This is a genomic window from Streptomyces sp. NPDC104309, assembly GCF_055584025.1.
This window is the reverse complement of the sequence record NZ_JBVJMV010000048.1, coordinates 29,171-53,892: the sequence shown is the minus strand read 5'-3', so window position 1 is coordinate 53,892 and position 24,722 is coordinate 29,171. Positions and strand designations below refer to the sequence as shown.

18 protein-coding genes, 5 tRNA genes and 2 pseudogenes are annotated in these 24,722 nt (G+C 69.7%); 10 read left to right on the top strand and 15 right to left on the bottom strand.

The annotated features are described in order from the left end of the window. Nucleotides 1–83 precede the first annotated feature (83 nt). The 3 genes and pseudogenes from ACZ68L_RS39295 to ACZ68L_RS39285 form a co-directional block, all read right to left on the bottom strand. Nucleotides 84–212 (bottom strand): annotated as a pseudogene (locus tag ACZ68L_RS39295) (bifunctional metallophosphatase/5'-nucleotidase); the annotation flags it as partial. Continuing rightward, entirely contained in the window at nucleotides 209–1,492 is a 1,284-nt protein-coding gene (locus ACZ68L_RS39290) for a UDP-N-acetylglucosamine 1-carboxyvinyltransferase (RefSeq protein ID WP_469587560.1), read from the bottom strand. The pseudogene ACZ68L_RS39295 and the gene ACZ68L_RS39290, both read right to left, overlap by 4 nt. 39 nt (nucleotides 1,493–1,531) lie before the next feature. After that, the gene (locus ACZ68L_RS39285; protein WP_469587555.1) at nucleotides 1,532–1,966 is read right to left on the bottom strand and encodes an ATP-binding protein; all 435 of its coding nucleotides are present in this window, start codon (nucleotides 1,964–1,966) and stop codon (nucleotides 1,532–1,534) included. A 175-nt stretch (nucleotides 1,967–2,141) separates the two neighbouring features. Between ACZ68L_RS39285 and ACZ68L_RS39280 the strand changes: the two genes are divergently transcribed. After that, a complete protein-coding gene (locus tag ACZ68L_RS39280; RefSeq protein WP_469587557.1) occupies nucleotides 2,142–3,413 on the top strand; it encodes a helix-turn-helix domain-containing protein in 1,272 nt (423 codons plus the stop codon). Then, nucleotides 3,410–3,967, top strand: coding sequence for a flavoprotein (locus tag ACZ68L_RS39275; protein WP_469587552.1), 558 nt, complete (start codon nucleotides 3,410–3,412; stop codon nucleotides 3,965–3,967). The genes ACZ68L_RS39280 and ACZ68L_RS39275 overlap by 4 nt, the downstream gene beginning before the upstream one ends. Here ACZ68L_RS39275 and ACZ68L_RS39270 read toward each other — a convergent pair whose 3' ends face one another. Continuing rightward, nucleotides 3,968–5,668 carry a relaxase family protein gene (locus ACZ68L_RS39270; protein WP_469587549.1) on the bottom strand — a complete coding sequence of 567 codons (1,701 nt, stop codon included), beginning with the start codon at nucleotides 5,666–5,668 and terminating at the stop codon, nucleotides 3,968–3,970. Nucleotides 5,669–5,672: 4 nt separating this feature from the next. Beyond that, nucleotides 5,673–6,074 carry a plasmid mobilization protein gene (locus ACZ68L_RS39265; RefSeq protein ID WP_469587546.1) on the bottom strand — a complete coding sequence of 134 codons (402 nt, stop codon included), beginning with the start codon at nucleotides 6,072–6,074 and terminating at the stop codon, nucleotides 5,673–5,675. A gap of 744 nt (nucleotides 6,075–6,818) precedes the next feature. On the opposite strand from ACZ68L_RS39265, the pseudogene ACZ68L_RS39260 reads away from it, so the two are divergent. Beyond that, nucleotides 6,819–7,442: pseudogene (locus ACZ68L_RS39260) on the top strand (tyrosine-type recombinase/integrase); the annotation flags it as partial. A gap of 34 nt (nucleotides 7,443–7,476) precedes the next feature. On the opposite strand, the gene ACZ68L_RS39255 reads toward ACZ68L_RS39260, so the two are convergent. The 5 genes from ACZ68L_RS39255 to ACZ68L_RS39235 form a co-directional block, all read right to left on the bottom strand. Further along, a tRNA-Lys gene (locus tag ACZ68L_RS39255) sits at nucleotides 7,477–7,549 on the bottom strand. Nucleotides 7,550–7,676: 127 nt separating this feature from the next. Next, on the bottom strand, nucleotides 7,677–9,206 hold the full coding sequence (locus tag ACZ68L_RS39250) for an amino acid permease (RefSeq protein WP_469587544.1): 1,530 nt from the start codon (nucleotides 9,204–9,206) through the stop codon (nucleotides 7,677–7,679). A 311-nt stretch (nucleotides 9,207–9,517) separates the two neighbouring features. Continuing rightward, entirely contained in the window at nucleotides 9,518–11,758 is a 2,241-nt protein-coding gene (locus tag ACZ68L_RS39245; protein ID WP_469587542.1) for a DEAD/DEAH box helicase, read from the bottom strand. A 209-nt stretch (nucleotides 11,759–11,967) separates the two neighbouring features. After that, entirely contained in the window at nucleotides 11,968–12,552 is a 585-nt protein-coding gene (locus ACZ68L_RS39240) for a hypothetical protein (RefSeq protein ID WP_469587540.1), read from the bottom strand. A gap of 125 nt (nucleotides 12,553–12,677) precedes the next feature. Beyond that, nucleotides 12,678–13,028, bottom strand: a complete 351-nt coding sequence (locus ACZ68L_RS39235; protein ID WP_206433537.1) for a metallopeptidase family protein — start codon at nucleotides 13,026–13,028, stop codon at nucleotides 12,678–12,680. A 339-nt stretch (nucleotides 13,029–13,367) separates the two neighbouring features. Between ACZ68L_RS39235 and ACZ68L_RS39230 the strand changes: the two genes are divergently transcribed. The 3 genes from ACZ68L_RS39230 (at nucleotide 13,368) to ACZ68L_RS39220 (ending at nucleotide 13,652) form a co-directional block, all read left to right on the top strand. Continuing rightward, a tRNA-Glu gene (locus ACZ68L_RS39230) sits at nucleotides 13,368–13,440 on the top strand. A 38-nt stretch (nucleotides 13,441–13,478) separates the two neighbouring features. Further along, a tRNA-Asp gene (locus ACZ68L_RS39225) sits at nucleotides 13,479–13,553 on the top strand. A 22-nt stretch (nucleotides 13,554–13,575) separates the two neighbouring features. Beyond that, nucleotides 13,576–13,652 (top strand) — tRNA-Phe (locus ACZ68L_RS39220). Nucleotides 13,653–13,690: 38 nt separating this feature from the next. Here ACZ68L_RS39220 and ACZ68L_RS39215 read toward each other — a convergent pair. Genes ACZ68L_RS39215 through ACZ68L_RS39205 form a run of 3 tightly spaced genes read right to left on the bottom strand, consistent with a single transcriptional unit; the run spans nucleotide 13,691 to nucleotide 15,912 of the window. Then, nucleotides 13,691–14,539, bottom strand: coding sequence for a cytochrome c biogenesis CcdA family protein (locus ACZ68L_RS39215; protein ID WP_469587537.1), 849 nt, complete (start codon nucleotides 14,537–14,539; stop codon nucleotides 13,691–13,693). After that, entirely contained in the window at nucleotides 14,536–15,336 is an 801-nt protein-coding gene (locus ACZ68L_RS39210) for a DsbA family protein (RefSeq protein ID WP_469587535.1), read from the bottom strand. Before ACZ68L_RS39210 ends, ACZ68L_RS39215 begins: the two co-directional genes overlap by 4 nt. Before the next feature lie 57 nt (nucleotides 15,337–15,393). Next, on the bottom strand, nucleotides 15,394–15,912 hold the full coding sequence (locus tag ACZ68L_RS39205) for a hypothetical protein (RefSeq protein WP_469587532.1): 519 nt from the start codon (nucleotides 15,910–15,912) through the stop codon (nucleotides 15,394–15,396). Between the two features lie 155 nt (nucleotides 15,913–16,067). On the opposite strand from ACZ68L_RS39205, the gene hrpA reads away from it, so the two are divergent. Both hrpA and ACZ68L_RS39195 read left to right on the top strand, forming a co-directional pair. After that, nucleotides 16,068–20,003, top strand: a complete 3,936-nt coding sequence (hrpA, locus tag ACZ68L_RS39200; protein ID WP_469587529.1) for an ATP-dependent RNA helicase HrpA — start codon at nucleotides 16,068–16,070, stop codon at nucleotides 20,001–20,003. A 115-nt stretch (nucleotides 20,004–20,118) separates the two neighbouring features. Then, nucleotides 20,119–20,193, top strand: a tRNA-Asp gene (locus ACZ68L_RS39195). Between the two features lie 912 nt (nucleotides 20,194–21,105). Here ACZ68L_RS39195 and bldC read toward each other — a convergent pair. Together bldC and ACZ68L_RS39185 are read right to left on the bottom strand one after the other, a co-directional pair. Further along, a complete protein-coding gene (gene bldC, locus ACZ68L_RS39190) occupies nucleotides 21,106–21,312 on the bottom strand; it encodes a developmental transcriptional regulator BldC (RefSeq protein WP_003949541.1) in 207 nt (68 codons plus the stop codon). A 524-nt stretch (nucleotides 21,313–21,836) separates the two neighbouring features. Continuing rightward, nucleotides 21,837–22,682: a DUF8083 family protein gene (locus ACZ68L_RS39185; protein WP_469587527.1), complete on the bottom strand. Its 846-nt coding sequence runs from the start codon at nucleotides 22,680–22,682 to the stop codon at nucleotides 21,837–21,839. Between the two features lie 174 nt (nucleotides 22,683–22,856). Between ACZ68L_RS39185 and ACZ68L_RS39180 the strand changes: the two genes are divergently transcribed. Together ACZ68L_RS39180 and ACZ68L_RS39175 are read left to right on the top strand one after the other, a co-directional pair. Continuing rightward, complete coding sequence (locus tag ACZ68L_RS39180; RefSeq protein WP_469587524.1) at nucleotides 22,857–23,957, top strand: Leu/Phe/Val dehydrogenase; 1,101 nt, start codon at nucleotides 22,857–22,859, stop codon at nucleotides 23,955–23,957. 311 nt (nucleotides 23,958–24,268) lie between these two features. Continuing rightward, nucleotides 24,269–24,526, top strand: coding sequence for a DUF3073 domain-containing protein (locus ACZ68L_RS39175; RefSeq protein ID WP_351076855.1), 258 nt, complete (start codon nucleotides 24,269–24,271; stop codon nucleotides 24,524–24,526). The last annotated feature ends 196 nt before the right edge of the window (nucleotides 24,527–24,722 follow it).

Here is a 24,722-nt window from a genome sequence, read left to right as displayed (position 1 = left end):
AGACCGCATGGATCAACGACCCAGCCAAGCGCAGGGAACCCACACCACAAACCTCATAGCGTCACGACCGTCTCACTGGACTTGAAATCTTCCGAGTCCACGATCAGGCTGTCGGGCCTCGCAGCGTGGAGGTGGGCAAGCATCGGAGCGGCCGAGTCGAAGGCGGAGTGGACGTCGGTCGTCGCGATGATCTGTCGCAGTTGCCGGTTCACGGGATCACCTCGCAGATGTCGGCTCCGAGGGCGTGCAGCTTGACGGGCAGGTCGGCGTGGCCGCGCCGGAGCTGTTCGAGGCCGCCGAGGGTGGTCACGCCGCGAGCGGTGAGGCCGGCGATGAGCAGGGCGGAGCCTGTGCGGATGTCGGTGGCCTCCACTCCGGCACCGGTCAGCTGCTGCGGACCGGCGAAGCGGCACTGTGTGGGCGACAGCTCGTCGATCGTGGCTCCGAGGCGGACGAGCTGGGGCAGCAGGTTGCGGTGGCGGCCGGGATTGATGTCGTCGGCGAACAGGTGGGTGCCGGGCAGGGTGAGGGCCAGGGCCAGCAGCGCGGGCTCGAAGTCCGCGTCCAGGCCGCCGGGGGACAGAGAGGCAACGGCTCGCAGCGGTCGGCCGGTGGGCTGAGCGTCCTCGGCCTGCATGGTGAGGGCGCCGTCCTCGGCGTCGGCGGGAACGCCGAGCCAGCGCAGCGCGGTGATCAGGGGCGTGATGTCGTCGCGGCGTACGCCGAGGATGCGCGCGTTGCCGCCCGTCACCGCGACTGCGCAGGCCAGCGTGCCCGCTTCGATCTTGTCGCCAGGCACCCGCCACCGGATCTCCCCGCCGGAGATGGATCGAGGCGGCTGAAGGGTGAGGACAGCCTCGCTGACCCGAATCTCCCACCCGGAGACCCTCAACGCCTCCACAACACTGAGCACTTCGGGCGACAGATTCGGTTGGCCCAAGCGCAGCGGCCGTCCGGCGACGACCGTACGCAGGACAGCCGCGATGGTCGCTCCGCGGGACCGGAAGGGGAGCATGATCGACACCGTCCCGCGTCCGCCAGTGGCTGCTTCCACGAGGTAGCCGCGGTCATCAACAGTCGAGCGGTCACCGAACCGCTCGTACACCTTGAAGTGCTGCTCCATCCCACGACTCCCGATGGCGCAGCCGCCCGGCCACGGCAAACGGGCCCGCCCATAGGCGCCAAGAAGCGCCGGGACCAGGTAGTACGAAGCTCTGATACGCGCAGCGACCTCGGGATCGGGATCCGACCGCTGCTTGTCGCTCGGCAGAATCACCGTGGTGTGCGGATCGTTGACCGGGCGGGCCGCGTGCCAGCCGGTCTGCTGGAGGAGGGTGAGCATCGTTCCGACATCCGTGTTGGCCGGGACGTTGCTCAGGTGCACCGGGCGGTGCATGGCCGCGGCGGCGGCCAGCAGGGGCAGGGCCGCGTTCTTCGACCCGTCTACGGTCACGGCCCCGGCGAGCGGAACGCTCGGGCGCACGGCGACCACTTCAGCGGCCACTGGGGGAATTCGTACGGCTGGCAACAGTCAGCTCCTCATCTGGGGCACGTGTGTTGCGATGATCGGAAGCGAAGCGCTGAGATCGAGCTCGGCCCAGCAGCGCTTACCGGAAGGCAGCGGGTCGAATCCGTGGCGATCGGCGAGTGCGGCGACAAGAAACAGGCCGCGTCCGCCTTCCTCCTCCGCATTCGGCAGGCCGACTTCCGGGATGTCGAAGCTGGTGTCGATCACGGCGATCCGTAGCGCCTCGTCGCTGAGGTAGGCGCCAGCTGTGATCGGTCCTTTGTGTGCGTGCCGTACCGCGTTGGTGATCAGCTCCGAGGCCACCAACACAGCCGCATCCAGGAGTGCAGGTCCGAGAGCGGCACCCCATTCCCGTATCTCCTCGGCGATCTGCCGGCGCGCCGACGCGGCGCCGGCAGATGTGCCGGAGACGGGAATCCGGATGTGGTGCGCTTCCATGAGCGGCCTCCTGATTGGTTCGGCCACTCCACGTAACCGCCGGACGGGCCCCTCGGACCAGGACGTGTGCGGGTGCTGCATCGTCTATGCAGAAGCTGCATCACGGTGCACTGCCGGTCCCTTACGCTCGGTTGGGAAGGCAGGATCGGCGACGGCAGGAGGAGCCGTGGCACAGATGGCCGAAGCGCACAGCGAAGCGAGACGGATCGGTGAAGTGATCCGGCAGGCCCGCGTATTACAGCGGCGTTCGCAGAAGGACGTCGCCTCCGCCCTGGGCTATCACCAGTCCAAGGTGAGCCGTCTGGAAGGCGGCAGCGGCACGGACGACATCCGCATGCTGCGCGAGGTCTCGCGCGTGTTGGCCATTCCGCCGCACCGTCTCGGCCTCGCCGCCACCTCGGACATCAACCACTCCGAACCCGAGACAGAGGACATGCACCGCCGTGCCGTTCTCGCCGCCGGCATCGCCGCGCTCGCGGCGCCGACCCTCCCCAGCACCGCCCATCAGGACCTGGTCCAGTCCCTGTTGCCTGGAACAGCCCGTGTGACTGCCGAACCGGTGCCGGATCTCCAAACCATGCGAGATCAAGTCGCAGGTGTGCGACGCCTGTTCTGCACCTGCGATTACACAAAGCTGGAAGGCATGCTGCCCGTACTGATCGGACAGTTACGTCAGGCCATCAGCGACAGCCCCGGATCGAGCGACCTGTCCGGGCTCCTCGCCACGGCGTATCAGACATCGGCGAGCCTGCTCCTCAAGCAGAGCGACCAGGGCAATGCCTGGCTCGCGGTCGGACGCGCCATGTCCGAGGCAGAACGATCCGGCGATCCCGTCGTCCTCGCCTCCAGCGTCCGCGTTCACGCCCACGCCCTGGCTCGTGACAGCCACACCGCTCAAGCCATCACTCTCGTCCGGCACACCGCCGACCAGCTCACGGGCTCGTACGACCAGCGCTCCCCGAAGTACCTCGCGGCGCTCGGACTGCTGCTTCTGCGCGGGGTCACCGCCGCCAGCAGCGGCGGCGACCGGTCCGCCACCCGGGACTTCCTCACCGAGGCGAAGGAAGTCGCCCGCTACGTGGCACTCGACAGCCCCGACGCCTGGGCCAACTTCAGCCCGACCAACGTCGCCCTGCACGGACTCAGCGCGGCCGTCGTCTTCGGCGACGCCGGCGTCGCCCTGGACACCGCCCGGCCTCTCATGCGCCGTCACATCCCCGTTCCCGAGCGTCGTGCCGCACTGTGGATTGAGGCTGGCCGCGCCTACAGCCAGCAGGGACGCCTGGCGGACGGATACCAGGCCCTTCGCATCGCCGAGAGCTGCGCGGCCCAGGACATCCGTCGCCCGGCCGTCCGTGAGCTGGTGGCCGACATGGCCGCCCGCGACCGCCGACGTACGCTGCCTGAACTGCACCGCTTCAGCCGTCAACTGGGAGTCCCCGCATGAGTGATCAGCCGGACCGGCAGACCAAGAAGCCCTTCCTCTACGTCGTCGTGTGCGCCTCCGGCATCGCCGGCGACGTCGGCATCCTGATCACCGCGGCCCAGGAGGCGAACTGGGATGTGGGCGTCGTCGCCACCCCGCAGGCCCTCGGCTTCATAGACGCCGAGGCGGTCGAGACACAGACCGGCTACCCGATCCGCTCGGCCTGGCGCTCGCCCGGCGACCCACGCCCGCTCCCACCCGCCGACGCCATCGCGGTGGCCCCGGCCACCTTCAACACGATCAACAAATGGGCTGCCGGAATCGCGGACACCCTGGCGCTGGGCATCCTGTGCGAGGCGTACGGCTTCGGCATTCCTACTGCCGTCATGCCCTACCTGAACTCGGCGCAGGCCGCACATCCCGCATACAGCCGGAGCCTGGAGCGGCTGCGCGAGATGGGCGTCCTGATCGGTTCGTACAAGCCCCACAAGCCGAAGGCCGGCGGTGGGGCGGACCAGTACCGCTGGGAAGAGGCGCTGGAGCTGCTTACTCCCAAGCTGTCCGCACCGGCCTGATCAGCGCCGCCGTGCTGGCGGTGCCTGCGGCGGCGGAGGCGCTGCTGCCCGGTGGATAGGGGCGGCACCACGTTGCGTGGTGCCGCGCGCCTTGGCCGCCTGAGCGCGTGGACCAGGGGCGTGACGGTCACCGAGGCGGCGGATGCGCCAGGTCAGCGCGCGGGCGGGGCTGTGGGCGTCGTCCAGGGTGCGCTGGCCGAGGGCCTGGACGAGGACGGCCGTCGCGTTGTGCCCGGCGGCCTCTGCCTCGGCGAGTACGGCGGTGAGTGCGTCCCAGGCAGGGTCGTTGAGGATGCGCTCGGCGTGCTCCGGCACGGCCTGCTGGAGGTGGTGGGCGTAGCGGTGCTTCATCTGGGGGCTGGGGGCGCGCTGCGCGAGGCCGGCCAATACCGGCTCGGCGACCTGGGCGTACGCGACCTGAAGGTGTACGAGCGCCTGTTCTGCTGCCGCTTCCTGCTGGGCGTGCTGGTGGGTCCGGTGCCAGTGCATGGCGAGCACCACTGCCGTGAGCACGGTGTCCAGCAGCATGGCGATTCCGGACCCGTCGCCGTCCGAGGGCCGGTCGCGCCAGATCGTTTGGATTCCGCGACGCAGAGCGTGGGTGCTGGCGAGGTCGGCCGCGATGCGTGAGCGGGTGGCGCGCTCGAAGGCGACAGCGGCTCGTTCCAGTTCGGCCTTCGCCGCGGTCGGTGCGTTGATCGGCAGCAGATCCAGCGTCGCGCCGAGTAGCACCAGTTGGCCTTGGGCGGTCTGGTCGTCGCCGTGGGTGAGGTGGTGGGGGATGCGGTCCGCGGCGGCGGTGGCTTGGTGCCATGGGTTGCCCGGCCGGGCGGTGACTGGTTCGGGGCTGGTGGTGGCGAGGCTCTTGCGGATCTTGGGCAGAGACAGGTCGGGGGCGAGGGTGGAGCCCGCGTAGAAGACTGGCTCGCCCTTGTCGTTGGTGTCGTAGGGCAAAGCGAAGTTGCAGCCGAGCGCATCACCGGAGGGGCCGGGCTTGAAGCGCACAGCCACTCCTGTGCTCTCCAGCAGTGCGAAGAACTCGGCCTCGTCGGACGCGGCGGCAACCGCGCGGCGTACCCGCAGACGCAGGACGTCACGGGCGGCGGAGTCCTGGCCTAGGCGCTTGGCTTTGAAGTGCTCCTTGCTGGTGAGTCGCTTGGCGCCGGTACCATCGCCCGGCTTCAACCGCCGAAGCCCGTAGTCGGCTTCGATTGAGCGGGCCTCACGCTGGACTGCGCGCTGGTCGTAGCCGCGCTCGGGCCGACGGCCGTCGTGGCGTACGAGGGTGGCAGCGATGTGGATGTGGTCATCGGCGTGACGGACGGCCACCCAGCGGCAGGCTTCCTCATCCCCGTCGGGGGCTATGCCGGCGGCGGCCACCATCCGGCGGGCGATGTCCGCCCACTGAGCGTCGCTGAGGATCGGGTCTTCGGGCGCGGCCCGGACGGGGCAGTGCCACACGGTGTCCCTGGGTGCCTTGTCGCCCAGCATCTTCACGGGCTGGTCGAGTTGTGCGACGAGCTGGGCCTCCACGTCCTTCGGGTCGCGGTGGGGGCTGCGGCCGGGATCTGGGGCGAAGCCGTTCCAGGACGCCACCAGGTGTGGGTCGGTGTGCTCGTTGGCCCGCCCCTTGCCGAAGAGGTACGCGATGGTGCGTCGCGTGGCTTTCGGGCCCGCGCCGAGGATGATTTTGGGTATCACTGGCTCACCGGGCCTCAGCGACCTGGGCGATGGCGGTGTCCAGTTCGTCGATGGACGCCTCGACGCGGGCCAGCAGCCTTTGGACGGTGGCGGGGTGGGGCCAGGCGCCGTCCTTGTTGAGGTGATGGGTGAGCTGGTTGAGGTTGCTGCCGATCTTGCCGAGCTGTCCGTTGGCGGCCATGAGCGTCTTCACCATGGCGCGGTAGTCGGCGACAGCTGCGGTGGGGTCGCTGGCACGGGAGGCGGCAAGCGAGCACTCGGCCACGTAGCCACCGGTCGCCATGCCACTCAGAGTGGCGGCGTTCCTGACGAGGGCGAACTCGTGGTCGTTGTAGCGGGGGTGGACGCGGTGCTCGCGCAACTGCTTGTCACGCAGACGGCGACGCGGCGCTGGCTGCTGCGGCACGATCGAGGATGGCTCGGCGCCTCCTGTCCCGGTCGGCTCCCCCGGGCCGGCCGACTCCGGTGCCGCCTCGGCGCCGGATGCCTCCGACCCCCGAGGGGCGGAGGCCGGGTAAGGACTCCTTACCCGACAACTTGCTCCGTCGGAAGCAGCCCGTCCGAATGCCTGCCGCACACGTTCCGTCAGCACAGGCGACGTCGTCAACGGTATTTGTTCCTTGGGGTGGTGTGGATCGTGCGTCATGAACGGTTCTCCAGACGAGGGGGTGAGGCGGGCTCTCGGGAGGGCCCGTGAGCTGCGAGCGGTCACACGGACCCGTCCATAGGTGTGATGAGCCAGTAGTGACCGGCTTGGCCGGGTGACCGGAATGGGTTCCGGTCACCCGGCAGGTTCCTGGTCAGCCGTTGGCTGGACCGCTTTCGGCGGAGGCTGTGCGTTCGTTCCGGAGGACGTTCGTCACCTCGGTCAGCCGCTCACTGGAAATCGGAAGGCCCTTGTCCTCAACTGCCTTCCGGACAGTGGCCCGGGTGAGCTTTCCCTGCTCAGCACAGGCAGCCCTGCCGATCTCCACGAGATCCCCGAGCGGGGCGCCGGGCGGACGGCCACCCCGGGACTTGGTCTCCGCAACGTCGGCAGGAGGTTCCGGAGACCCATCGGACACGGCGACCGGTAGCTCGGTGAGCCCGCCGGGTTCTGCTGGCTCTGCTGGTATTCCGGCGGCCCGGAGAGGTGCGGTGACCGATGCCCGAGGCCGTTGGCCAGAGCTGGACCGACGTCGACCTGAACGCCGGCCTCATCACCCCGGCCAAGGAAATCGTCGTCGACGGCTGGGACACCTACGAGTCCGCCCCCAAGACCGACGGCAGCGCCAGCACGATCGCGTTGGACAGCGTCAACGTCGCTCTACTGCGCGAGCACCACAAGGCGATGCTGAGCGCCCGGGAGAAGTGGGGCGACGCCTGGAACGAGACCGGCAAGGTGTTCACCCGCGAGGACGGCTCCTGGCTGCACCCGGAGACGGCCTCCGAGACGTTCAGGCGCATCCTCGCCACCACGGATCTGCCGCCCATCACCCTGCGCGATCTACGCCACGTCGCGGCCACTCTCACTCATGGCGGGGGCGGCGATCTGCACACGATCAAGGAGACGCTGCGCCACTCCACGATCACGCTGACCTCTGACACGTACACGAGCCTGCTGCCCGAGGTCGACAAGGCTGCCGCCGAAGCCGCCGCCGCCCTGGTGCCGCGTGCCCGTAAGGCTTCCTCCGTAGCCCCAGCTGTCGGACCGTCCGCTCACGCATCGCTCACGCAAGACGCCGAGAAAGACGAAGCGCCCCGGCCGGCCGAAGCCAGTCGGGGCGCTAAGTAGCAGGTCAGAAGGGGTTTCCCCACCCTGCTTCGCGTAGGCCGTGTGGGACTCGAACCCACAACCAACGGATTAAAAGTCCGCTGCTCTGCCAATTGAGCTAACGGCCCTCGGCACATCACCCCTGAGCATAGCCCGCCGGGGCCCGGCCGCCGATCGGGTATCGGTTGTCGGGCCCCGTCGCGAGGGGAATCAGCGTGGAACGAGCGGTGACGGGCATGGGGATCGGCGCCGGGATCACGGGGTGCGGGTGAGGGCCTGCGGTGTGGTCGCGCGGTGGTGATCCGGGTTGAGGAACCAGTGGCGGGCCGAGGCCAGCCACCACGTCGCGGCGAAGCCCAGAACCACCAGGACCGCGATCGGGGCGTAGTTGAACGTCTCCCAGGTGACCGGCGAGACCTGCGGCAGCATGAAGAGCACCGTGATGATCACGACCCAGGTCACCGCGACGACACCGATCGGGCGGGACCAGCGGCCCAGGTGCCAGGGCCCCGGGGCGAAGTCGTCGCCCCGGATCAGGCGCAGCAGGGTGGGGATCACATAGGCGATGTACAGGCCGATCACGGCGATCGAGGTCACCGCCGCGTACGCCGTGACGTTGATCAGATACGGGAGCCCCAGGGCCAGGGCACCGAGGGCGGCGAGCCAGACCGCCGCGACGGGGGTGCGGGTACGGGGGCTGACCGTGTGCCAGACGCGGGAGAAGGGCAGGGCCCCGTCCCGGGAGAAGGCGTAGATCATGCGGCTGTTCGCGGTGACGGACGCCATGCCGCAGAAGAGCTGGGCGCCGATCACGATGAGCAGCAGGAGCTTGCCGGTGGTGGCGCCGAGGGCATCCAGGAGGATCTGGGCCGGCGGGGCGCCGGTCGGGGAGCCCAACGCCCCGTCGTACGACTGGATGGCGAACGTGAAGCCGAGGAGCAGGGCGAAGCCGGCGATCCAGGAGGTCCAGATCGACCGGACGATGCCGCGCGGGCCCGCCGTGGCCGCGTCGCGGGTCTCCTCCGTCATATGGGCGGACGCGTCGTAGCCGGTGAACGTGTACTGGGCCATCAGCAGACCGATCATCACGACGTAGAAGCCGCTGCCCCACCCGGTGTTGTTCACGAACTCGGTGAACACGAACGACGCCGACTGGTGCGAGTCCGGTACGAACGTCAGGGCGCCGACGATGACCGCGACGCCGACCACGTGCCACCACACGCTCACGCTGTTCAGGATCGCGACGATCCCCACGCCGAAGGTGTTGAGCAGTCCGTGCAGCAGCAGGATCGCGGCGAAGAGCAGGATCGTACGGGTGGGGGTGACCACGAAGCCGAACTGGAGGTTCAGGTACGCGCCCAGGAAGGACGCCGCCCCGAAGTCGATCCCGGCCGTCACGGCCACCTGGCCGAGGACGTTGAACCAGCCCGTGAACCAGGCCCAGGCCGCCGCCGAGCGCGGCGGGGCCAGCCGGTGGGCCCAGAAGTAGAGACCGGCGGAGGTCGGGTACGCCGAACAGATCTCGGCCATCGCCAGGCCGACGAAAAGCGTCATCAGGCCGACGCCCACCCAGCCCCAGGTGATGACCGCGGGGCCGCCCGTGTTCATGCCGAAGAGATACAGCGTGAGGCAGCCGGAGAGAACCGAGATGATCGTGAACGAGACGGCGTAGTTGGAGAACGCCGACATGCGCCGGGCCAGCGTCTGTGTGTACCCGAGCTGCGCGAGACGCTCCTCGTCGGAGACGCCCGTGGGCGGCCTGTCCTCGCCGGTGTCTGTTGTCATGCCCCCAGCGATGCCCCCGCTCCGGAGAACACATGCGGTCGCCGTGGTCACGACTGGGAAAACACCACCGGGAAACATGCCCTGCGGCACACCGCACCGCAACAGGAAGGGCATGAAGGGCACAGGTGATCAGCGGCGGCCCGCCGCAAAAGAATCGCGCAAAGCCCCCCGGCCGTGCCCCTGTGCAAGTGGCCGGGTATTAACAGCGGTTGCTCATGTGAGGGAAGCGAAAAGAAAAGCGGGCCCACTCGTAAAGAGCGGGCCCGCTTTCCATGGACCTTCAGCGGACCTTCAGCAGGTCCTCACCGGGTTCAGCCGTTGCGCTTCCAGCGCGGCTTGTCGTCGCGGCGGCCGAAGGTGCCGGTGCCGGTACCCGTGCCGGTGCCACCGCGGTGATCGTCACGACGGCCGGTCGGGCGGTCGCCGCCGCCGGAGCGGAAGCCGCCCGAGGGACGGTCGTCACGACGATCGCGGTTGAACGGACGGTCGCTGCCGCCGGAGCGGAAGCCACCGGAGGGGCGGTCGTCACGACGGTCGCGGTTGAACGACGGACGGTCGTTGTCACGACGCTCGAACGAACGGCCACCACGGTCGTCCCGACGGTCACCTCCACCAGAGCGGAAACCACCCGAGGGACGGTCGTCACGACGATCGCGGTTGAACGACGGACGGTCGTTGTCACGACGCTCGAACGAACGGCCACCACGGTCGTCCCGACGGTCGCCACCACCGGAACGGAAACCACCGGACGGACGGTCGTTGCTTCCGCGGAAGGACGGACGGTCGTTGCTTCCGCGGTAGCCGGACCCGCCGGAGGGACGGCCACTGCGCTCGCCGACACGGTCGTTGCTCCCGCGGTATCCACCGCGGTCGCCGCCACGGTCGTCACGGCGGTCACCACCGCGGTCGTCACGGCGACCGTAGCTGCCCCGGTCGTCGCGACGGTCGTCGCGCGCGGCCGGCTGCTCGGGGACGGACACGGCTGCGACGAGCGCGGCCTCGGCCTCGGCAGCGACCTCGGCCACCGCCGCCTCCGGGTCGTCACCCCGCTCGCGTGCGGCACGGGCGACCAGACGGTCGGCCTCCTCGCGCAGCTCGACGGCACGGCGCTGGACGCGCTCCAGCTGCTTGGTGAGGTCGGCGGCCTCGCGCTCGGCCTGCTTGGCGGCGTTGTTCGCGGAGTCGGCCTGGACCTCGGTGAGCGAACGGGCGCCGGTGATCTCGGCGACCTCCGGCTCGAAGACGCCCGCGCCCTGCACGATGTGGCGCGAGGCGTCGACGCCCGCGTCCTCCATGAGGCGGAAGATCTGACGGCGCTGGTGCGGCAGCGCCAGCGAGACGACGACACCGGACTTGCCGGCACGGGCGGTACGGCCCGAGCGGTGCAGGTAGTCCTTGTGGTCACCGGCCGGGTCCACGTTCAGGACCAGGTCGATGCCGTCGACGTGGATACCGCGGGCCGCGACGTCGGTCGCGACCAGCGCGTTCACGTAACCCTTCTTGAAGTCCTCAAGAACGCGGGTACGGGCGCCCTGGGTCATGCCGCCGTGCAGCGCGTCCGCCTTGACGCCCGCCTCGACGAGCTGCTCGGCGATGCGGTCCGCACCCAGCTGGGTGCGGACGAAGATGATCGTGCGGCCCTTGCGGGCGGCGATGGCGGAGGTGACCGGCGCCTTGTCCTTCGGCTTCACGACGAGGACGTGGTGCGACATGGTCGAGACGTTGCCCTGGGCGGAGTCGACCTCGTGGGTGACCGGGTTGCTCAGGTAGCGCTTGACCAGCGTGCCGATCTCGTTCTCCATCGTGGCGGAGAAGAGCATCCGCTGGCCGCCACCGGGGATCTGGTCGAGCAGCTCGGTGACCTCGGGCAGGAAGCCCAGGTCGGACATCTGGTCGGCCTCGTCGAGGACGGCGACCTGGACGTTCTCCAGGGAGCAGGCGCCCCGGTTGATGATGTCGCGCAGCCGGCCCGGGGTGGCGACGAGGACGTCGACACCGCGCTCCAGCGCGTAGATCTGGTTGCCCATCGACGTACCGCCGCAGACGACCTTCATCTTCAGGCCGAGCACGTCGCCGTAGGGCTGCAGCGCGTCCGCGACCTGCATCGCGAGCTCACGGGTCGGGGTGAGGATGATCGCGCGGGGCTTCTTCTTCTCGGTGTGGCCGCCGGCCAGCGCGGCCAGGGTCGGCAGACCGAAGGAGAGGGTCTTGCCGGAGCCGGTACGGCCGCGGCCCAGGATGTCCTTTCCGGCCAGGGCGTCCGGAATGGTCGCGGCCTGGATCGGGAAGGGCGCGGTCACACCGTTCTGCGCGAGCTTGCGGACGATGCCCTCGGGCAGGCCCAGGTCGGCGAAGGTGATGGTCGGCTCGGCGTCCGCGTCGGCGGCGTTCGTGTCGGCGGCGTCCGCGTCGGCCAGGGGGGCGTCGGCCAGAGGGGCGTCGACCTCGACGGAGTCGGCGGACTCGGCGACGACGGCCTGTGCGACCTCGACGAGCTCGTCGTTCTCGACGCTCTCGGGCATGACGGTGTGGTCAGAACTGGAAATTGACATGCGAAATGCGAAACCTTCCGGAGTCTCGGCACGCGCCCGTAACTCCGTGATTCGCAATTTCGACCGCCTCAATGCGGTCCAGCCACGGCAAGGGAGAGTACGCGCCACACGGCGCGCTTCTGTTTCGGCGCCGGGCAATGGGATCAAACGATCTACCACCATACGCACTCCCCCCCACATCGCGCAAACTGCCCTCCCCCACCCCCCGGCTACACCGGGCTGACCTGCGGCGACACCTCGGGCGTCCGCAGCGGCCACGGCTCCCCCGGCGTGCTCATCGCGTCGGTGCGGAGCTGAGCCGCCGAAGAGGCCGACGGCTGCGGCGACGGCTCCGAGGGCTCCGGCTCGGGCTCCGGTGAGGCGGGTGGCTCGGGCGTGGCCGGCGGCGAAGGCGGCGGGGACTCGGGCTGCTGCGGCACTCCGGGCCCCGGCCGCGAGGCCGAGGGCGCCGGCAGCCCGCCGCCCCGCGCCGGTCCCGGATCACCCCGGTCACCCGGCTCCGCGCCGGGTCGCTTGCCGCCGGGCGAACCCGAAGGGGCGGCGGAGCCGCGCGGTTCCGGCGATTCGGCCGCCTCCCGTTCGGAGTGCGCCTCGGCACGGCCACCACCGGTGCGGACGCGACCCGTGCCCGCCACGGTGCCACCGTCCGGCCCGGCCGCGCTCTCCTTCGGCTCGGACGTCGGCGACGGCGCCGGTTTCCTGTCGTCGTCGCCGACGCTCATGCAGCCTGTGGACGCGGCGACCGTCACGGCGACGACGGCCGCCCATCGGACGGGAGCGGAGAACTGGCGCACGGAAGGCACCTCCGGGAGTACGAAGAGCGAGCGGACAGTACGGGAAGCGGGGGGGGCTCCCTGCCCAACTCCCGCCGCCCCGCCGGGGACACGCCCCGCGCCTCACCCGAACGGCGCTCGCACGCTCATCCGTAGCCGAGCGCGTGCAGCCTCGCGTCATCGATGCCGAAGTGGTGGGCGATCTCATGGACGACCGTGATCTCGGTCTCGGCGACGACGTCCTCGCGCGACTCGCACATCCGCAGCGTCGGCCCGCGGTAGATGGTGATCCGGTCCGGCAGCACCCCCGCGTACCACTCGCCGCGATCGGTCAGCGGCGTCCCCTCGTAGAGCCCGAGCAGCTCCGGATCGCCCGGGTCGGGTTCGTCCTCGACGAACACCGCGACGTTGTCCATCAGCCGCGTCAGCTCCGGCGGGATCCGGTCCAGCGCCTCGGCGACCAGTTCTTCGAACTCTTCGCGCGTCATCTCCAGCACCCCGCCATTGTCCCGTACGGCCACGCGCCGGGCCTGGTCGCCGCCGCTCGCAGGCCGGGCCGATACCGCCCCGGGCGGTCCTGGCCCGACGACGGCCGAGGTCAGCCGCCATCTGCCGGAGGAGAACCCGGCCGGAGCGACCCCTTCGCCTATTCGGTTTGGCTGACGCCGAAACGCCGTAGTACAGTCTCCGACGTGCCCAAGGGCGCCGGTCAGGACTTGACCGTTCTGAGACCCCAGAGGTTGAAGGAGAAGCGGAACCTCTCGGGGGAAAGCGAAGTCACATGCTTCTCAGTCCCCTCGGGCGACAGACGCAGAAGCAGCAGCATCAGCAGTTCTGCCCTCATCGTCTAGTGGCCCAGGACGCCGCCCTTTCAAGGCGGTAGCACGGGTTCGAATCCCGTTGGGGGCACGCACCACCTTGTGCGACACTTAGTCGCACAAAAGCTTGGTCCTGTGGAGCAGTTTGGAGTGCTCGCCACCCTGTCAAGGTGGAGGCCGCGGGTTCAAATCCCGTCAGGACCGCTGCAGCCCTTATGGGCTGCGTGGCTGGGTAGCTCAGTTGGTACGAGCGATCGCCTGAAAAGCGATAGGTCGCCGGTTCGATCCCGGCCCCAGCCACCACCCGAAGGCCCCGTCCCCCGGACGGGGCCTTCGCCGTGTCAGGCCTCTTCCCGGTCCGCCGAGTTCACCCCCCGGCCACGCCACGCCCGTACCGCCAGAACCAGCAGCACCACCGCGACCACGGCCACCAGTGCCATGGCGTCCGGCACGTGCTCGCCGATGCGCTGGGCCCACTGCTCGACGGCGAACGAATCGTCGACGTCCAGCAGCCCGGGAAGCGCGGTCGTCCCGTCGTACGCGAGGAACAGCGCGCCGAGGCCGATGAAGAACAGCCCCGACAGCAGCGTCGTCGTGTGCAGCTCGAAGCGGCCGATCCGGAAGGTGCGACCGCGCAGCCAGGCCCGGCGGCCCAGGTCGAAGCGTTCCCAGAGCAGGGCGAGCAGAAAGAGCGGTACCGCCATGCCCAGGGCGTAGACGGCGAGCAGCAGTCCGCCGTAGACCGGGCTGCCGCTGACCGCCGCCACGGTGAGGACGCTGCCCAGGATCGGACCCGCGCAGAAACCGGCCAGTCCGTATACGGCGCCCAGCGCGTAGACCGATAGGGCGGTGGTCGGACGGATCCGGCCGCTGAGGGCGGCGATCCGGCGCGAGGCGAAGCCCAGACCCACGATCTGCGCGATACCGAGCACGATGATCAGCCACCCGGCGCCGAGCACGAGCGCGTCGCGGTGACTGTAGAAGAGCCGTCCGGCGTACGAGCCCGCGGCGCCGAGCGGGACCAGGGTGGTGGCGAGACCCGCGTAGAAGATGCCGGTACGGGCCAGCAGCCGCGAGGCGGAGTCGATGGAGTAGGCGAAGAAGGCGGGCAGCAGCAGCGCGCTGCACGGGCTGACCAGGGCGAGCAGCCCACCGAGGAAGGCCGCGAAGTAGCCGATGTCGGCCGTCACTTCGCGCCGCCCTCGGCGCCCCGGTCGTGCTCCCCGCTCTTGGCGTTCTCGGTGTCCTGGGCCTTCTCGGCCGCCGCGTCGATGACCTGGGTGAAGGTCTCCAGCGACTGGGCTCCGGCGATCGGGCGGCCGTTGATCAGGAACGACGGGGTGGAGGTCGCGCCGATGCCGTACCCCTGTTCCTGGTCCTTGCCCACCGCGGCGGAGGCGGCGGAGCTGTCCGCGTCGCGCGCGAACCGGTCCAGGTCCGCGACCCCGGCCTGCTGGGCGAGCGCCTTCAGCCGGTCCTTTCCGAACCCCTTCTCCTTGGCCCCCTCGGCGTACGCGGCACGGTGGAACTGCCAGAAGCGGCCCTGCTGCCCGGCGGCCCAGGCGGCGCGGGCGGCTGCCTCGGACTCGGCACCGAAGATCGGGAAGTTGCGCCATTCGATGCGCAGGGTGCCGTTCTCGACGTATTTCTTCACCAGGGCGGGTTCGGTGTCGCGGGCGAATTTGCCGCAGTAGCCGCACTTGAAGTCGGCGTACTCGATGAGGACGACGGGCGCGTCCACCCGTCCCTGCGCGAGCTTGTCACCGGCGTCGCGCCGGGCGAGCTTCGCCAGCTCCGGATAGACGCCGGCGTCCGGTTCCGAGGTGACATCGGCGACCGAGGAGGAGGAAGAGGAAGAACCCGAGTGGTCGGGGGCGGTGGCCCGGTAGGAGACGAAGCCGAGCGCCGCGGCGGCGAGGACGACTCCGGCACCGTAGATCAGCGGCTTCTTGGACGCCGGCGTACGTGAGGACGTGGACTTGGGCATGCGGGACTCCGTGCTGGTGATACGGAAGGGAAGAGGGACGGCCGGGGAAGCGGCCTTCTACACCCTCAGTACGGAGAGCTCGACGGGAGTGGGCGCGGCGGGGCCGGGGCCACGCGGCCTTATCCGGACGGGCGGGCCGAACGGTCCCTGCCCGGTGGCGGCGGGCAGGCCCCACCCGGCGAGTCCGGGCGCCTGGTCGTGCGCCGCGCGGGCCCGGCCCGGCAGGGCGGGCTCGCCGTCCTCGTGCTTCCTGCTCTTGCCGCACCCCGGCACCTGGTGCGCGTCCACGGCCGACACGACGGCCGCACCGGCAAACGCGGTGTCCTGGTCACCGTCCACCGAAGCGGTGTCCGGGCCCGGGACGCCTCGGCCGGCCACCGGGCCGGGGTCCACCGAAGTGGTGTCCGGGCCGGGACGCGCCGAGGAGGCCGCCATTGCGGCGTCGGCCCCAGCAGCCGCGACCGCCGGGGCGGCGGCACGTCCTCCGTCGCCCGGAGCAGCCTTCCCCGGCCCGCAGAACAGCCCCAGCGCGATCGCGAGCACCGCCATCAGGCAGCACCACTGCGTACGGGACACGGCGACCGGCCTTTCCGGACGGGGGCAACGGGGGGCAGCTGCCCGAAATGGTACGTGCTGTGATCCCGCGGCTCCGCGCAGTGCCGAGGTGGTGACCGGGGCCGCACGAAATAAGTTCGCCGTTCCGCGGGCCCGGGTGAGATCCTGGGACCCGTATGTCTACTTCCTTCGCTGATCTCCAGAACCGGTTCGAACAGCTCTCGCTCCGCGATGCGCACCGGCTCGGCCGCCGTCTCGAAGGGGCGCGCCGCATCCGCAAGCCCGAGGCCCGGCAGTCCGTGCTGGACGAGATCGCCGCCGAGGCCGGAAAGGCAGCCGAGCGGCTCGCGCTGCGTGCCGGGCGGCTGCCCGCCGTCTCCTACCCGGAACAACTCCCGGTCAGTCAGAAGAAGGACGAGATCCTGGAGGCGATACGCGACCACCAGGTCGTGATCGTCGCCGGGGAGACCGGCTCCGGCAAGACCACGCAGATCCCGAAGATCTGCATGGAGCTGGGGCGCGGTGTCCGGGGCATGATCGGGCACACCCAGCCGCGCCGGATCGCGGCCCGTACGGTCGCCGAGCGCGTCGCCGACGAGCTGAAGACCCCGCTGGGCGAGGCGGTCGGCTGGAAGGTCCGCTTCACCGACCAGGTGAACCCCGACGCGACGTTCGTCAAGCTGATGACGGACGGCATCCTGCTCGCCGAGATCCAGACGGACCGCGAGCTGCGCGCGTACGACACGATCATCATCGACGAGGCCCACGAGCGGTCGCTGAACATCGACTTCCTGCTCGGCTATCTGGCCAGGCTGCTGCCCAAGCGCCCGGATCTGAAGGTCGTCATCACGTCGGCGACGATCGACCCCGAGCGGTTCGCGCGCCACTTCGGCCAGGCGCCGATCGTCGAGGTCAGCGGGCGTACGTACCCGGTCGAGGTGCGTTATCGGCCCCTCCTTGAGGAGGACGGCGACGACGCCGACCGGGACCAGATCACCGCGATCTGCGACGCCGTGGACGAGCTCCAGTCGGAGGGGCCGGGCGATGTCCTGGTCTTCCTCTCCGGCGAGCGCGAGATCCGTGACACCGCGGACGCGCTGAACAAGAGGAACCTCCGCCACACCGAGGTGCTCCCGCTCTACGCCCGTCTCTCGCACGCCGAGCAGCACCGTGTCTTCCAGCGTCATACGGGGCGCAGGATCGTGCTGGCGACCAACGTCGCCGAGACCTCGCTGACCGTCCCCGGCATCAAGTACGTGATCGACCCGGGCAACGCCCGGATCTCCCGCTACAGCCACCGCACCAAGGTCCAGCGGCTGCCGATCGAGCGGATCTCGCAGGCCAGCGCCAACCAGCGCAAGGGCCGCTGCGGCCGTACGTCGGACGGCATCTGCATCCGGCTGTACTCCGAGGACGACTTCCTGACCCGTCCGGAGTTCACCGACCCCGAGATCCTGCGTACGAACCTCGCCTCCGTCATCCTCCAGATGACCGCGGCCGGCCTCGGCGACATCGAGAAGTTCCCCTTCATCGACCCGCCGGACCACCGCAACATCCGTGACGGCATCCAGCTCCTGCAGGAGCTCGGCGCGCTCGACCTGGAGGAGAAGTCCCCCCAGGAGGGGAAGAAGGGGCAGCGGCTCACCCAGCTCGGCCGGAAGCTCTCCCAGCTGCCCGTCGACCCGCGTCTGGCCCGGATGGTCATCGAGGCCGAGCGCAACGGCTGCGTCCGCGAGGTCATGGTGATCGCCTCGGCACTCTCCATCCAGGACCCGCGCGAGCGGCCCTCGGACAAGCAGACGCAGGCCGATCAGCAGCACGCCCGCTTCAAGGACGAGACCTCCGACTTCCTGGCGTTCCTGAATCTGTGGCGGTACATCCGTGAGCAGCAGAAGGAGCGCGGCTCGTCCAGCTTCCGCCGGATGTGCAAGCAGGAGTATCTGAACTTCCTGCGCATCCGCGAATGGCAGGACATCTACGCGCAGCTGCGCACGGTCGCCAAGCAGATGGGAATCCACCTCAACGAGGAGGACGCGCCGGAGCAGTCGGTGCACGTCTCGCTGCTGGCCGGGCTGCTCTCGCACATCGGGCTGAAGGACACCGAGAAGAACGAGTACCTGGGCGCCCGCAGTGCCAAGTTCGCGGTCTTCCCCGGATCGGCGCTCTTCAAGAAGCAGCCGCGGTTCGTGATGTCGGCCGAACTGGTCGAGACGTCCCGGCTGTGGGCGCGGGTCAACGCCAAGGTCGAGCCTGAGTGGATCGAGCCGCTGGCCCAGCACCTGCTGAAGCGCACCTACAGCGAGCCGCACTGGGAGAAGGACCAGGCCGCGGTGATGGCCTACGAGCGGGTCACGCTGTACGGGGTGCCGATCGTCGCCCAGCGCAAGATCAATTTCGGCCGTATCGACGCGGAGACGTCCCGCGATCTGTTCATCCGCAACGCCCTGGTCGAGGGCGACTGGCGGACGCACCACCAGTTCTTCCACGACAACCGCAAACTCCTCGGCGAGGTCGAGGAGCTGGAGCACCGCGCCCGGCGCCGCGACATCCTCGTGGACGACGAGACGCTCTTCGACTTCTACGACCGGCGCATCCCCGAGCACGTGGTCTCCGGGGCGCACTTCGACTCCTGGTGGAAGCACAAGTGCCGGGACGAGCCGGACGCGCTGGACTTCGAGCGCTCGATGCTCATCAACGAGAAGGCCGGGGCCGTCACCAAGGACGACTACCCCGACTCCTGGCGGCAGGGGAAGCTCAAGTTCCGGGTGACGTACCAGTTCGAGCCCGGCGCGGACGCCGACGGTGTGACCGTCCACGTCCCGCTCCAGGTGCTCAACCAGGTCACCCCCGAGGGCTTCGACTGGCAGATCCCGGGGCTGCGCGAGGAAGTGGTCACCGAGCTGATCCGCTCGCTGCCCAAGCCGATCCGCCGGCACTACGTGCCCGCGCCGAACTACGCGGGCACGTTCCTGGACCGGGCGGTCCCCCTCCAGGAGCCGCTGCCGGTCACGCTGGCCCGGGAGCTCCAGCGGATGGTCGGCGTCCCGGTCACGGGCGACGACTTCGATCTGACCCGGGTGCCCGACCACCTGAAGATCACTTTCCGGATCGTCGACGAGCGGCGCCGCAAGGTGGCCGAGGACAAGGACCTGGAGGCGCTGAAGCTCCAGCTGCGCCCCAAGGCCCGTCAGGCCCTCTCCAAGGCCGCCGCGGCCACCGCGGGGCCCTCGGGCGAGTCCATCGAGCGCTCGGGCCTCACGGACTGGACGATCGGCACGCTGAACCGCGTCTTCGAGACCCGCCGGGCCGGCCAGCCGGTCAAGGCGTACCCGGCCCTCGTCGACCAGGGCGGGAGCGTCGCCGTACGGCTCTTCGACACCGAGGCCGAGCAGCAGCAGGCGATGTGGCTCGGCACCCGGAAGCTGATCCTGCTGAACATCCCGGTGAACCCGGCGAAGTTCGCCTCGGACAAGCTGACGAACCAGCAGAAGCTGGCCCTGTCCCGCAATCCGCACGGCTCCATCCAGGCGCTCTTCGAGGACTGCGCGACGGCGGCCGCCGACCGGCTGATCGGCGCGCAAGGCGGCCCGGCCTGGGACGAGGAGTCGTTCCGGAAGCTGTTCGACAAGGTGCGCGCCGACCTCGTCGCGCTGACCGAGCACACGGTCAAGCAGGTGCAGCAGGTGCTGGCCGCCTGGCAGGCCTGCGAGCGGCGCCTGAAGGCAACCAACAGCCTCGTCCTGGTCAACAACGTCACCGACGCACGGGACCAGCTCGCGGCCCTGGTGCCGCCGGGCTTCGTCACCGCGACCGGACTGCGCAGGCTGCCCGACCTGATGCGTTATCTGGTCGCCGTGGACCGCCGGCTCCAGCAGATGCCGACGGCCGTCCAGCGCGACACCACGCGCATGGAGAAGGTCCACGAGATGCAGGACGAGTACGCCTGGCTGCTCGAACAGATGCCACGGGGCAGGCCCGTTCCGCAGGAGGTCCTGGACATCCGCTGGATGATCGAGGAGCTCCGGGTCAGCTATTTCGCGCACGCGCTGGGGACGGCCTATCCCGTCTCCGACAAGCGGATCGTGAAGGCGATCGACGCGGCGGCCCCGTGAGACGGACTCGATCGGCACCGTGACGGAGCCACCACCTTGGGTGAGGTCGACCGAACCCTCTGACCTGCTGTACAGTCTGTCTTCGCAGCCAGCCGCAAGGCAGCAGCGAAAACCTGGTCCTGTGGAGCAGTTTGGAGTGCTCGCCACCCTGTCAAGGTGGAGGCCGCGGGTTCAAATCCCGTCAGGACCGCAGTAACGAAAGCCCGGATCCTCTGGATCCGGGCTTTCGCGCGTCTTGACTCCGGCAACCGCCGACGAGTACTCAGACAGCAGGAGCCGCTCCTGTTCTTCCGCCTGGGGCGGCGGTCCACCGGGAGGCGGCACGCATGACGGTGGCCCACCGGGAGGTGGTGCGCGGGGCGACACTCATCGGACACGGGACCGACGCGCTCCGGCATGCCTGTCCGGCCGTCGCGTCCGGCTTCCGCCGGCTCACTCGCCACCCACCCGCCGACCACCGGCCCAGGGCCCGTCATGGAGCCCGTGACGGCCTCCCCGAGCCCGTCCTCCGCCGGAAGCGCCGAGCGTGCGCGCGGGGCGCCTGAAGGGCCCTCCGGGACCCGGGACGAAAGTCCCCCGCCCGGGTGACCAATGGCGAGCCGTTCCGCTTCACGAAGGTGGCAGGCTCGTACCTGGCAAGACTCATGCAGTGTGACGGGAGTCACTGAATGAGTTTTGAGAAGGGGGCACTTTACACCCTTCCTACAACTGGCGAATTTAATATGTGCAATTGCACCACCCGCACGGGAGTCGCGCGGGACCTTCCGAACCGTCACGGCCCGGCTTCCGCGGGAGGGTCGGGAACAGTCCCGCACAGACCCGCGCAAGCCCGCACGCCACTCCGCCCGGAGCCAACCGGACGCCCGGTTTCCCGAGACGTCGGCGCGGTCGCGAGCGGCACGCGCGGGAAGCCCTCCAGGTGCCGCGAGAGCACAAAAAAGATCGCGCTGGACCCGGCGGAGTCCAGCGCGATCGAATGACGTGCCCGTATGACACAGGTATGGCGCCCGTTGGGGCGGGCGCCCGTCATGTGGAGCTATGGGTGGGCCTGTACGGGTTGGGGGACCCGGGAGCCCTGTTGTGGCGCGGCGACAGGGGTGTGTCAGGCCTCGCTGCGCTGCTGCGGAATACCCGCAAGCAGTGCGCGGACCTCTGCCTCGCGGTACCGGCGGTGTCCACCGAGCGTGCGGATGGACGTGAGCTTGCCGGCCTTGGCCCAGCGGGTAACCGTCTTCGGGTCCACGCGGAACATCGTGGCGACCTCAGCCGGGGTCAGCAGCGGCTCGGCATCAGGGGTGCGAGCGGTCATGAGCGGCCTCCTCGGGAGAACCGAACCATCTCGGTTCTTTCCTCTAAATTCTGCACCTTGACCCGCGTTGCCCGAAATGGCGGACGCGGGCCGAGTCGGTTATAGGACGAACGGCTTGTCCTCGGCACTACAACTACACCATCCGTCCAGCCACGTCGGCCAAACCGATGGAATTGCCCTCCCAGGTGTTCATCAGCGACGGAAGCCGATGGACCATGCCATAGCGGACAGTCACACCACCGTGACGATCAGTCACAGAGCGATCAGGAGTCACCAGACCCCCCATAGCGTGCAATGCTGAGCAATCCGCCCTTAGTTGGACGGATGGAGCCCTCCCCGGGCTCCTTGTCCTATTTTGGCACGAGGAGTAGGGAAGGACGCAAGGGCCCAGTTAGTGCTATCCATCACGCTTGAGGCAAAGGCCCGGTTCGGGACGTAGGTCCCGAGGTCGTATGCAGTACGCTTCCGCCTCTTCATCCTCACGCGTCACACAGGACACAGGGGCGGGCGCGGACAGGCTCCCGTCAGTTGGCGAACTGACGGTCCCTCACCGCCTTCCAGCGCTCCGCCAGCCGCCCGTACGCCTCACTCGCCCCTTCGGTGTCACCGGCCCGCAGCGCCGCGACGCCCTCGGCCACATCGGCGGCCGAGCGGTCCCCGGCGAGCTGCTCCGCCGGCAGCGCGTGCACCAGCCCCGCGTAGTCCAGTTCGACCAGTGCCCGCGGGTGGAACTCCTCCAGCCAGCGCCCTACGTCCACGAGCCCCTCGGTCAGCGGCCCCTCGTCCACGGTCTCGCGCAGCGTCTTCAGCGTCCGGGCCAGCCGGCGCCGGGCCTCGACCATCGGCGTCCGGTAGCGCAGCACGGGCGGCTCACCGTCCTCGCCCGCCTTCGCGTACTCCCTCTCCTCGTCCGAGAAGAGCACGAACCAGCGCACCGGGACCTGCCACACCGAGCTGAGGATCCAGGGCCTGGCGTCGGGATTGCGCTCCGCCCACCGCTCGTGGTCCGCGACCGCCTGCCCGCGCACCACCGGCGGCAGCACCGCGTCGAGCACCGGCCCGGGGAACATCTCCGTCAGCTCGGCCAGCGCCAGCCAGCCGCGCAGCCTGGTCCGCCACGGGCAGACGCACACCACGCCGTCCACCTCGGCGACGAACGCGTCCCCGCTCTCGTGCACCGGCACGCCGACCGGCGGTGTGGCCGCCAAGTCGGCCAGCGAACGGCGCAGTTCGTCCTGGGCCGTGGGGATGCGGGAGCGGCCCGCGTAACGGGCCCAGTGGGCGCGTTCGGGCTCCGGGAAGGCTGCCAGCGGCTCGTACACCCGGAGGTAGGACGCGTAAGGGACGAGCACTGAAGACACCACCGACATGCAGCAAATCGTGTCATGCCCGTACTCCGCCGGGGGGTGATCCTCGGCACTGCAACAGATCTACGTCCGCGTAGGACTTACGCTCTTGCCGTCGGACCGGCCGTGCCGGCCGGTCCACGGCCCTCCCCACCTTCAGGAGGGTCTCCCGCCGCTTCGTACTTGGGAGTCACCACAGTGACCGATGTGACCGGCGCGCCTGGCGATGTACTGCACACCCTGTTCCGCTCGGATCAGGGGGGCCACGAGCAAGTCGTGCTCTGCCAGGACCGTGCCAGCGGCCTCAAGGCCGTCATCGCCATCCACTCCACCGCCCTGGGCCCGGCCCTCGGCGGCACCCGCTTCTATCCGTACGCCTCCGAGGAGGAGGCCGTCGCGGACGCGCTGAACCTGTCGCGCGGTATGTCGTACAAGAACGCCATGGCCGGTCTCGACCACGGCGGCGGCAAGGCCGTGATCATCGGGGACTCCGCGCAGATCCAGGGCCCCCGGCGGACGGCACTGCTCCTGGCCTACGGCCGGTTCGTGGCCTCGCTCGGCGGCCGCTACGTGACGGCGTGCGACGTCGGCACCTACGTAGCCGACATGGACGTGGTCGCCCGCGAGTGCCGCTGGACCACCGGCCGCTCCCCCGAGAACGGTGGCGCCGGCGACTCCTCGGTCCTCACCGCGTTCGGCGTCTTCCAGGGCATGCGGGCCTCCGCCCAGCACCTCTGGGGCGACCCGACCCTTCGTGGCCGAAAAGTGGCGGTCGCCGGAGTCGGGAAGGTGGGTCACCACCTGGTCGAGCATCTGCTCTCGGACGGCGCGGAGGTCGTGATCACGGATGTGCGCGAGGAATCCGTCCGCCGCATCACCGAGAAGCACCCGGCGGTCGCCGTCGCCGAGGACACCGGGACGCTGATCCGCACCGAGGGGCTCGACATCTACGCCCCGTGCGCGCTCGGCGGCGCGCTGAACGACGACACCGTTCCGGCGCTCACCGCCAAGGTGGTGTGCGGCGCGGCCAACAACCAGCTCGCGCACCCCGGCGTCGAGAAGGACCTCGCGGACCGGTCGATCCTCTACGCACCCGACTACGTGGTGAACGCGGGCGGTGTCATCCAGGTCGCCGACGAGCTGCACGGTTTCGACTTCGACCGGAGCAAGGCCAAGGCCTCGAAGATCTTCGACACCACGCTGGCCATATTCGCACGTGCGAAGGAAGACGGCATCCCGCCGGCTGCCGCGGCCGACCGGATCGCCGAGCAGCGGATGGCCGAAGCCCGCCGCGGCTGACGCTCGCGGGGCGTCACCGGACGCCTTCACCGCGCATGGTCCACCGACCCGCCGACCGGCGAGACAAGACTCACGCCGGTCGGCGGGTCGCATGCCAAGAAGAGGTTAAAATCGCAGTTGACCAGCGAGGACGGGGCGTCTCGCCGGTCCTCTTCCGGGGCGTGTGACGCGGGCGGCGTACCGTATGGTCGCGGAAGCAGGTACCGTTAAAGCCCTACGGGCACGGTCTCTCTGCCGAGAGTCCGTCCTGAAACATGAACGCGTGTCAAGACTCTGGGGCCGTCGAGCCCCGTCACCGAGGGGGTCGAGCCATGGGGCGCGGCCGGGCAAAGGCCAAGCAGACAAAGGTCGCCCGCCAGCTGAAGTACAGCAGCGGCGGGACTGACCTGTCGCGTCTGGCCAATGAGCTGGGCGCATCGCCTTCGAGTCAGCCACCGAACGCAGAGCCGTTCGAGGACGATGACGAGGAAGATGACCCGTACGCACAGTACGCGGATCTGTACAACGACGACGAGGACGAGGACGAGGACGGCAAGTCCGGTCCGTCGTCACAGCGCCGCGGCGCTTGACCTCGCGCTGACACATCAACCCGGTCCGGGCCCGTCCCGGACCGGGTTCTGTGCTACCCCGACACGGTCCGTTCGCCGTGCGGACTCCGTCGTCCTCGGCGATGCTCTCGACTGCCGGGCGGACCGCATTCCGTCGCACACCGGGCGACGGGCCCCGGCCCGGCCGGCGGTCGAGGACGAAGCGGCACCGGGCGTT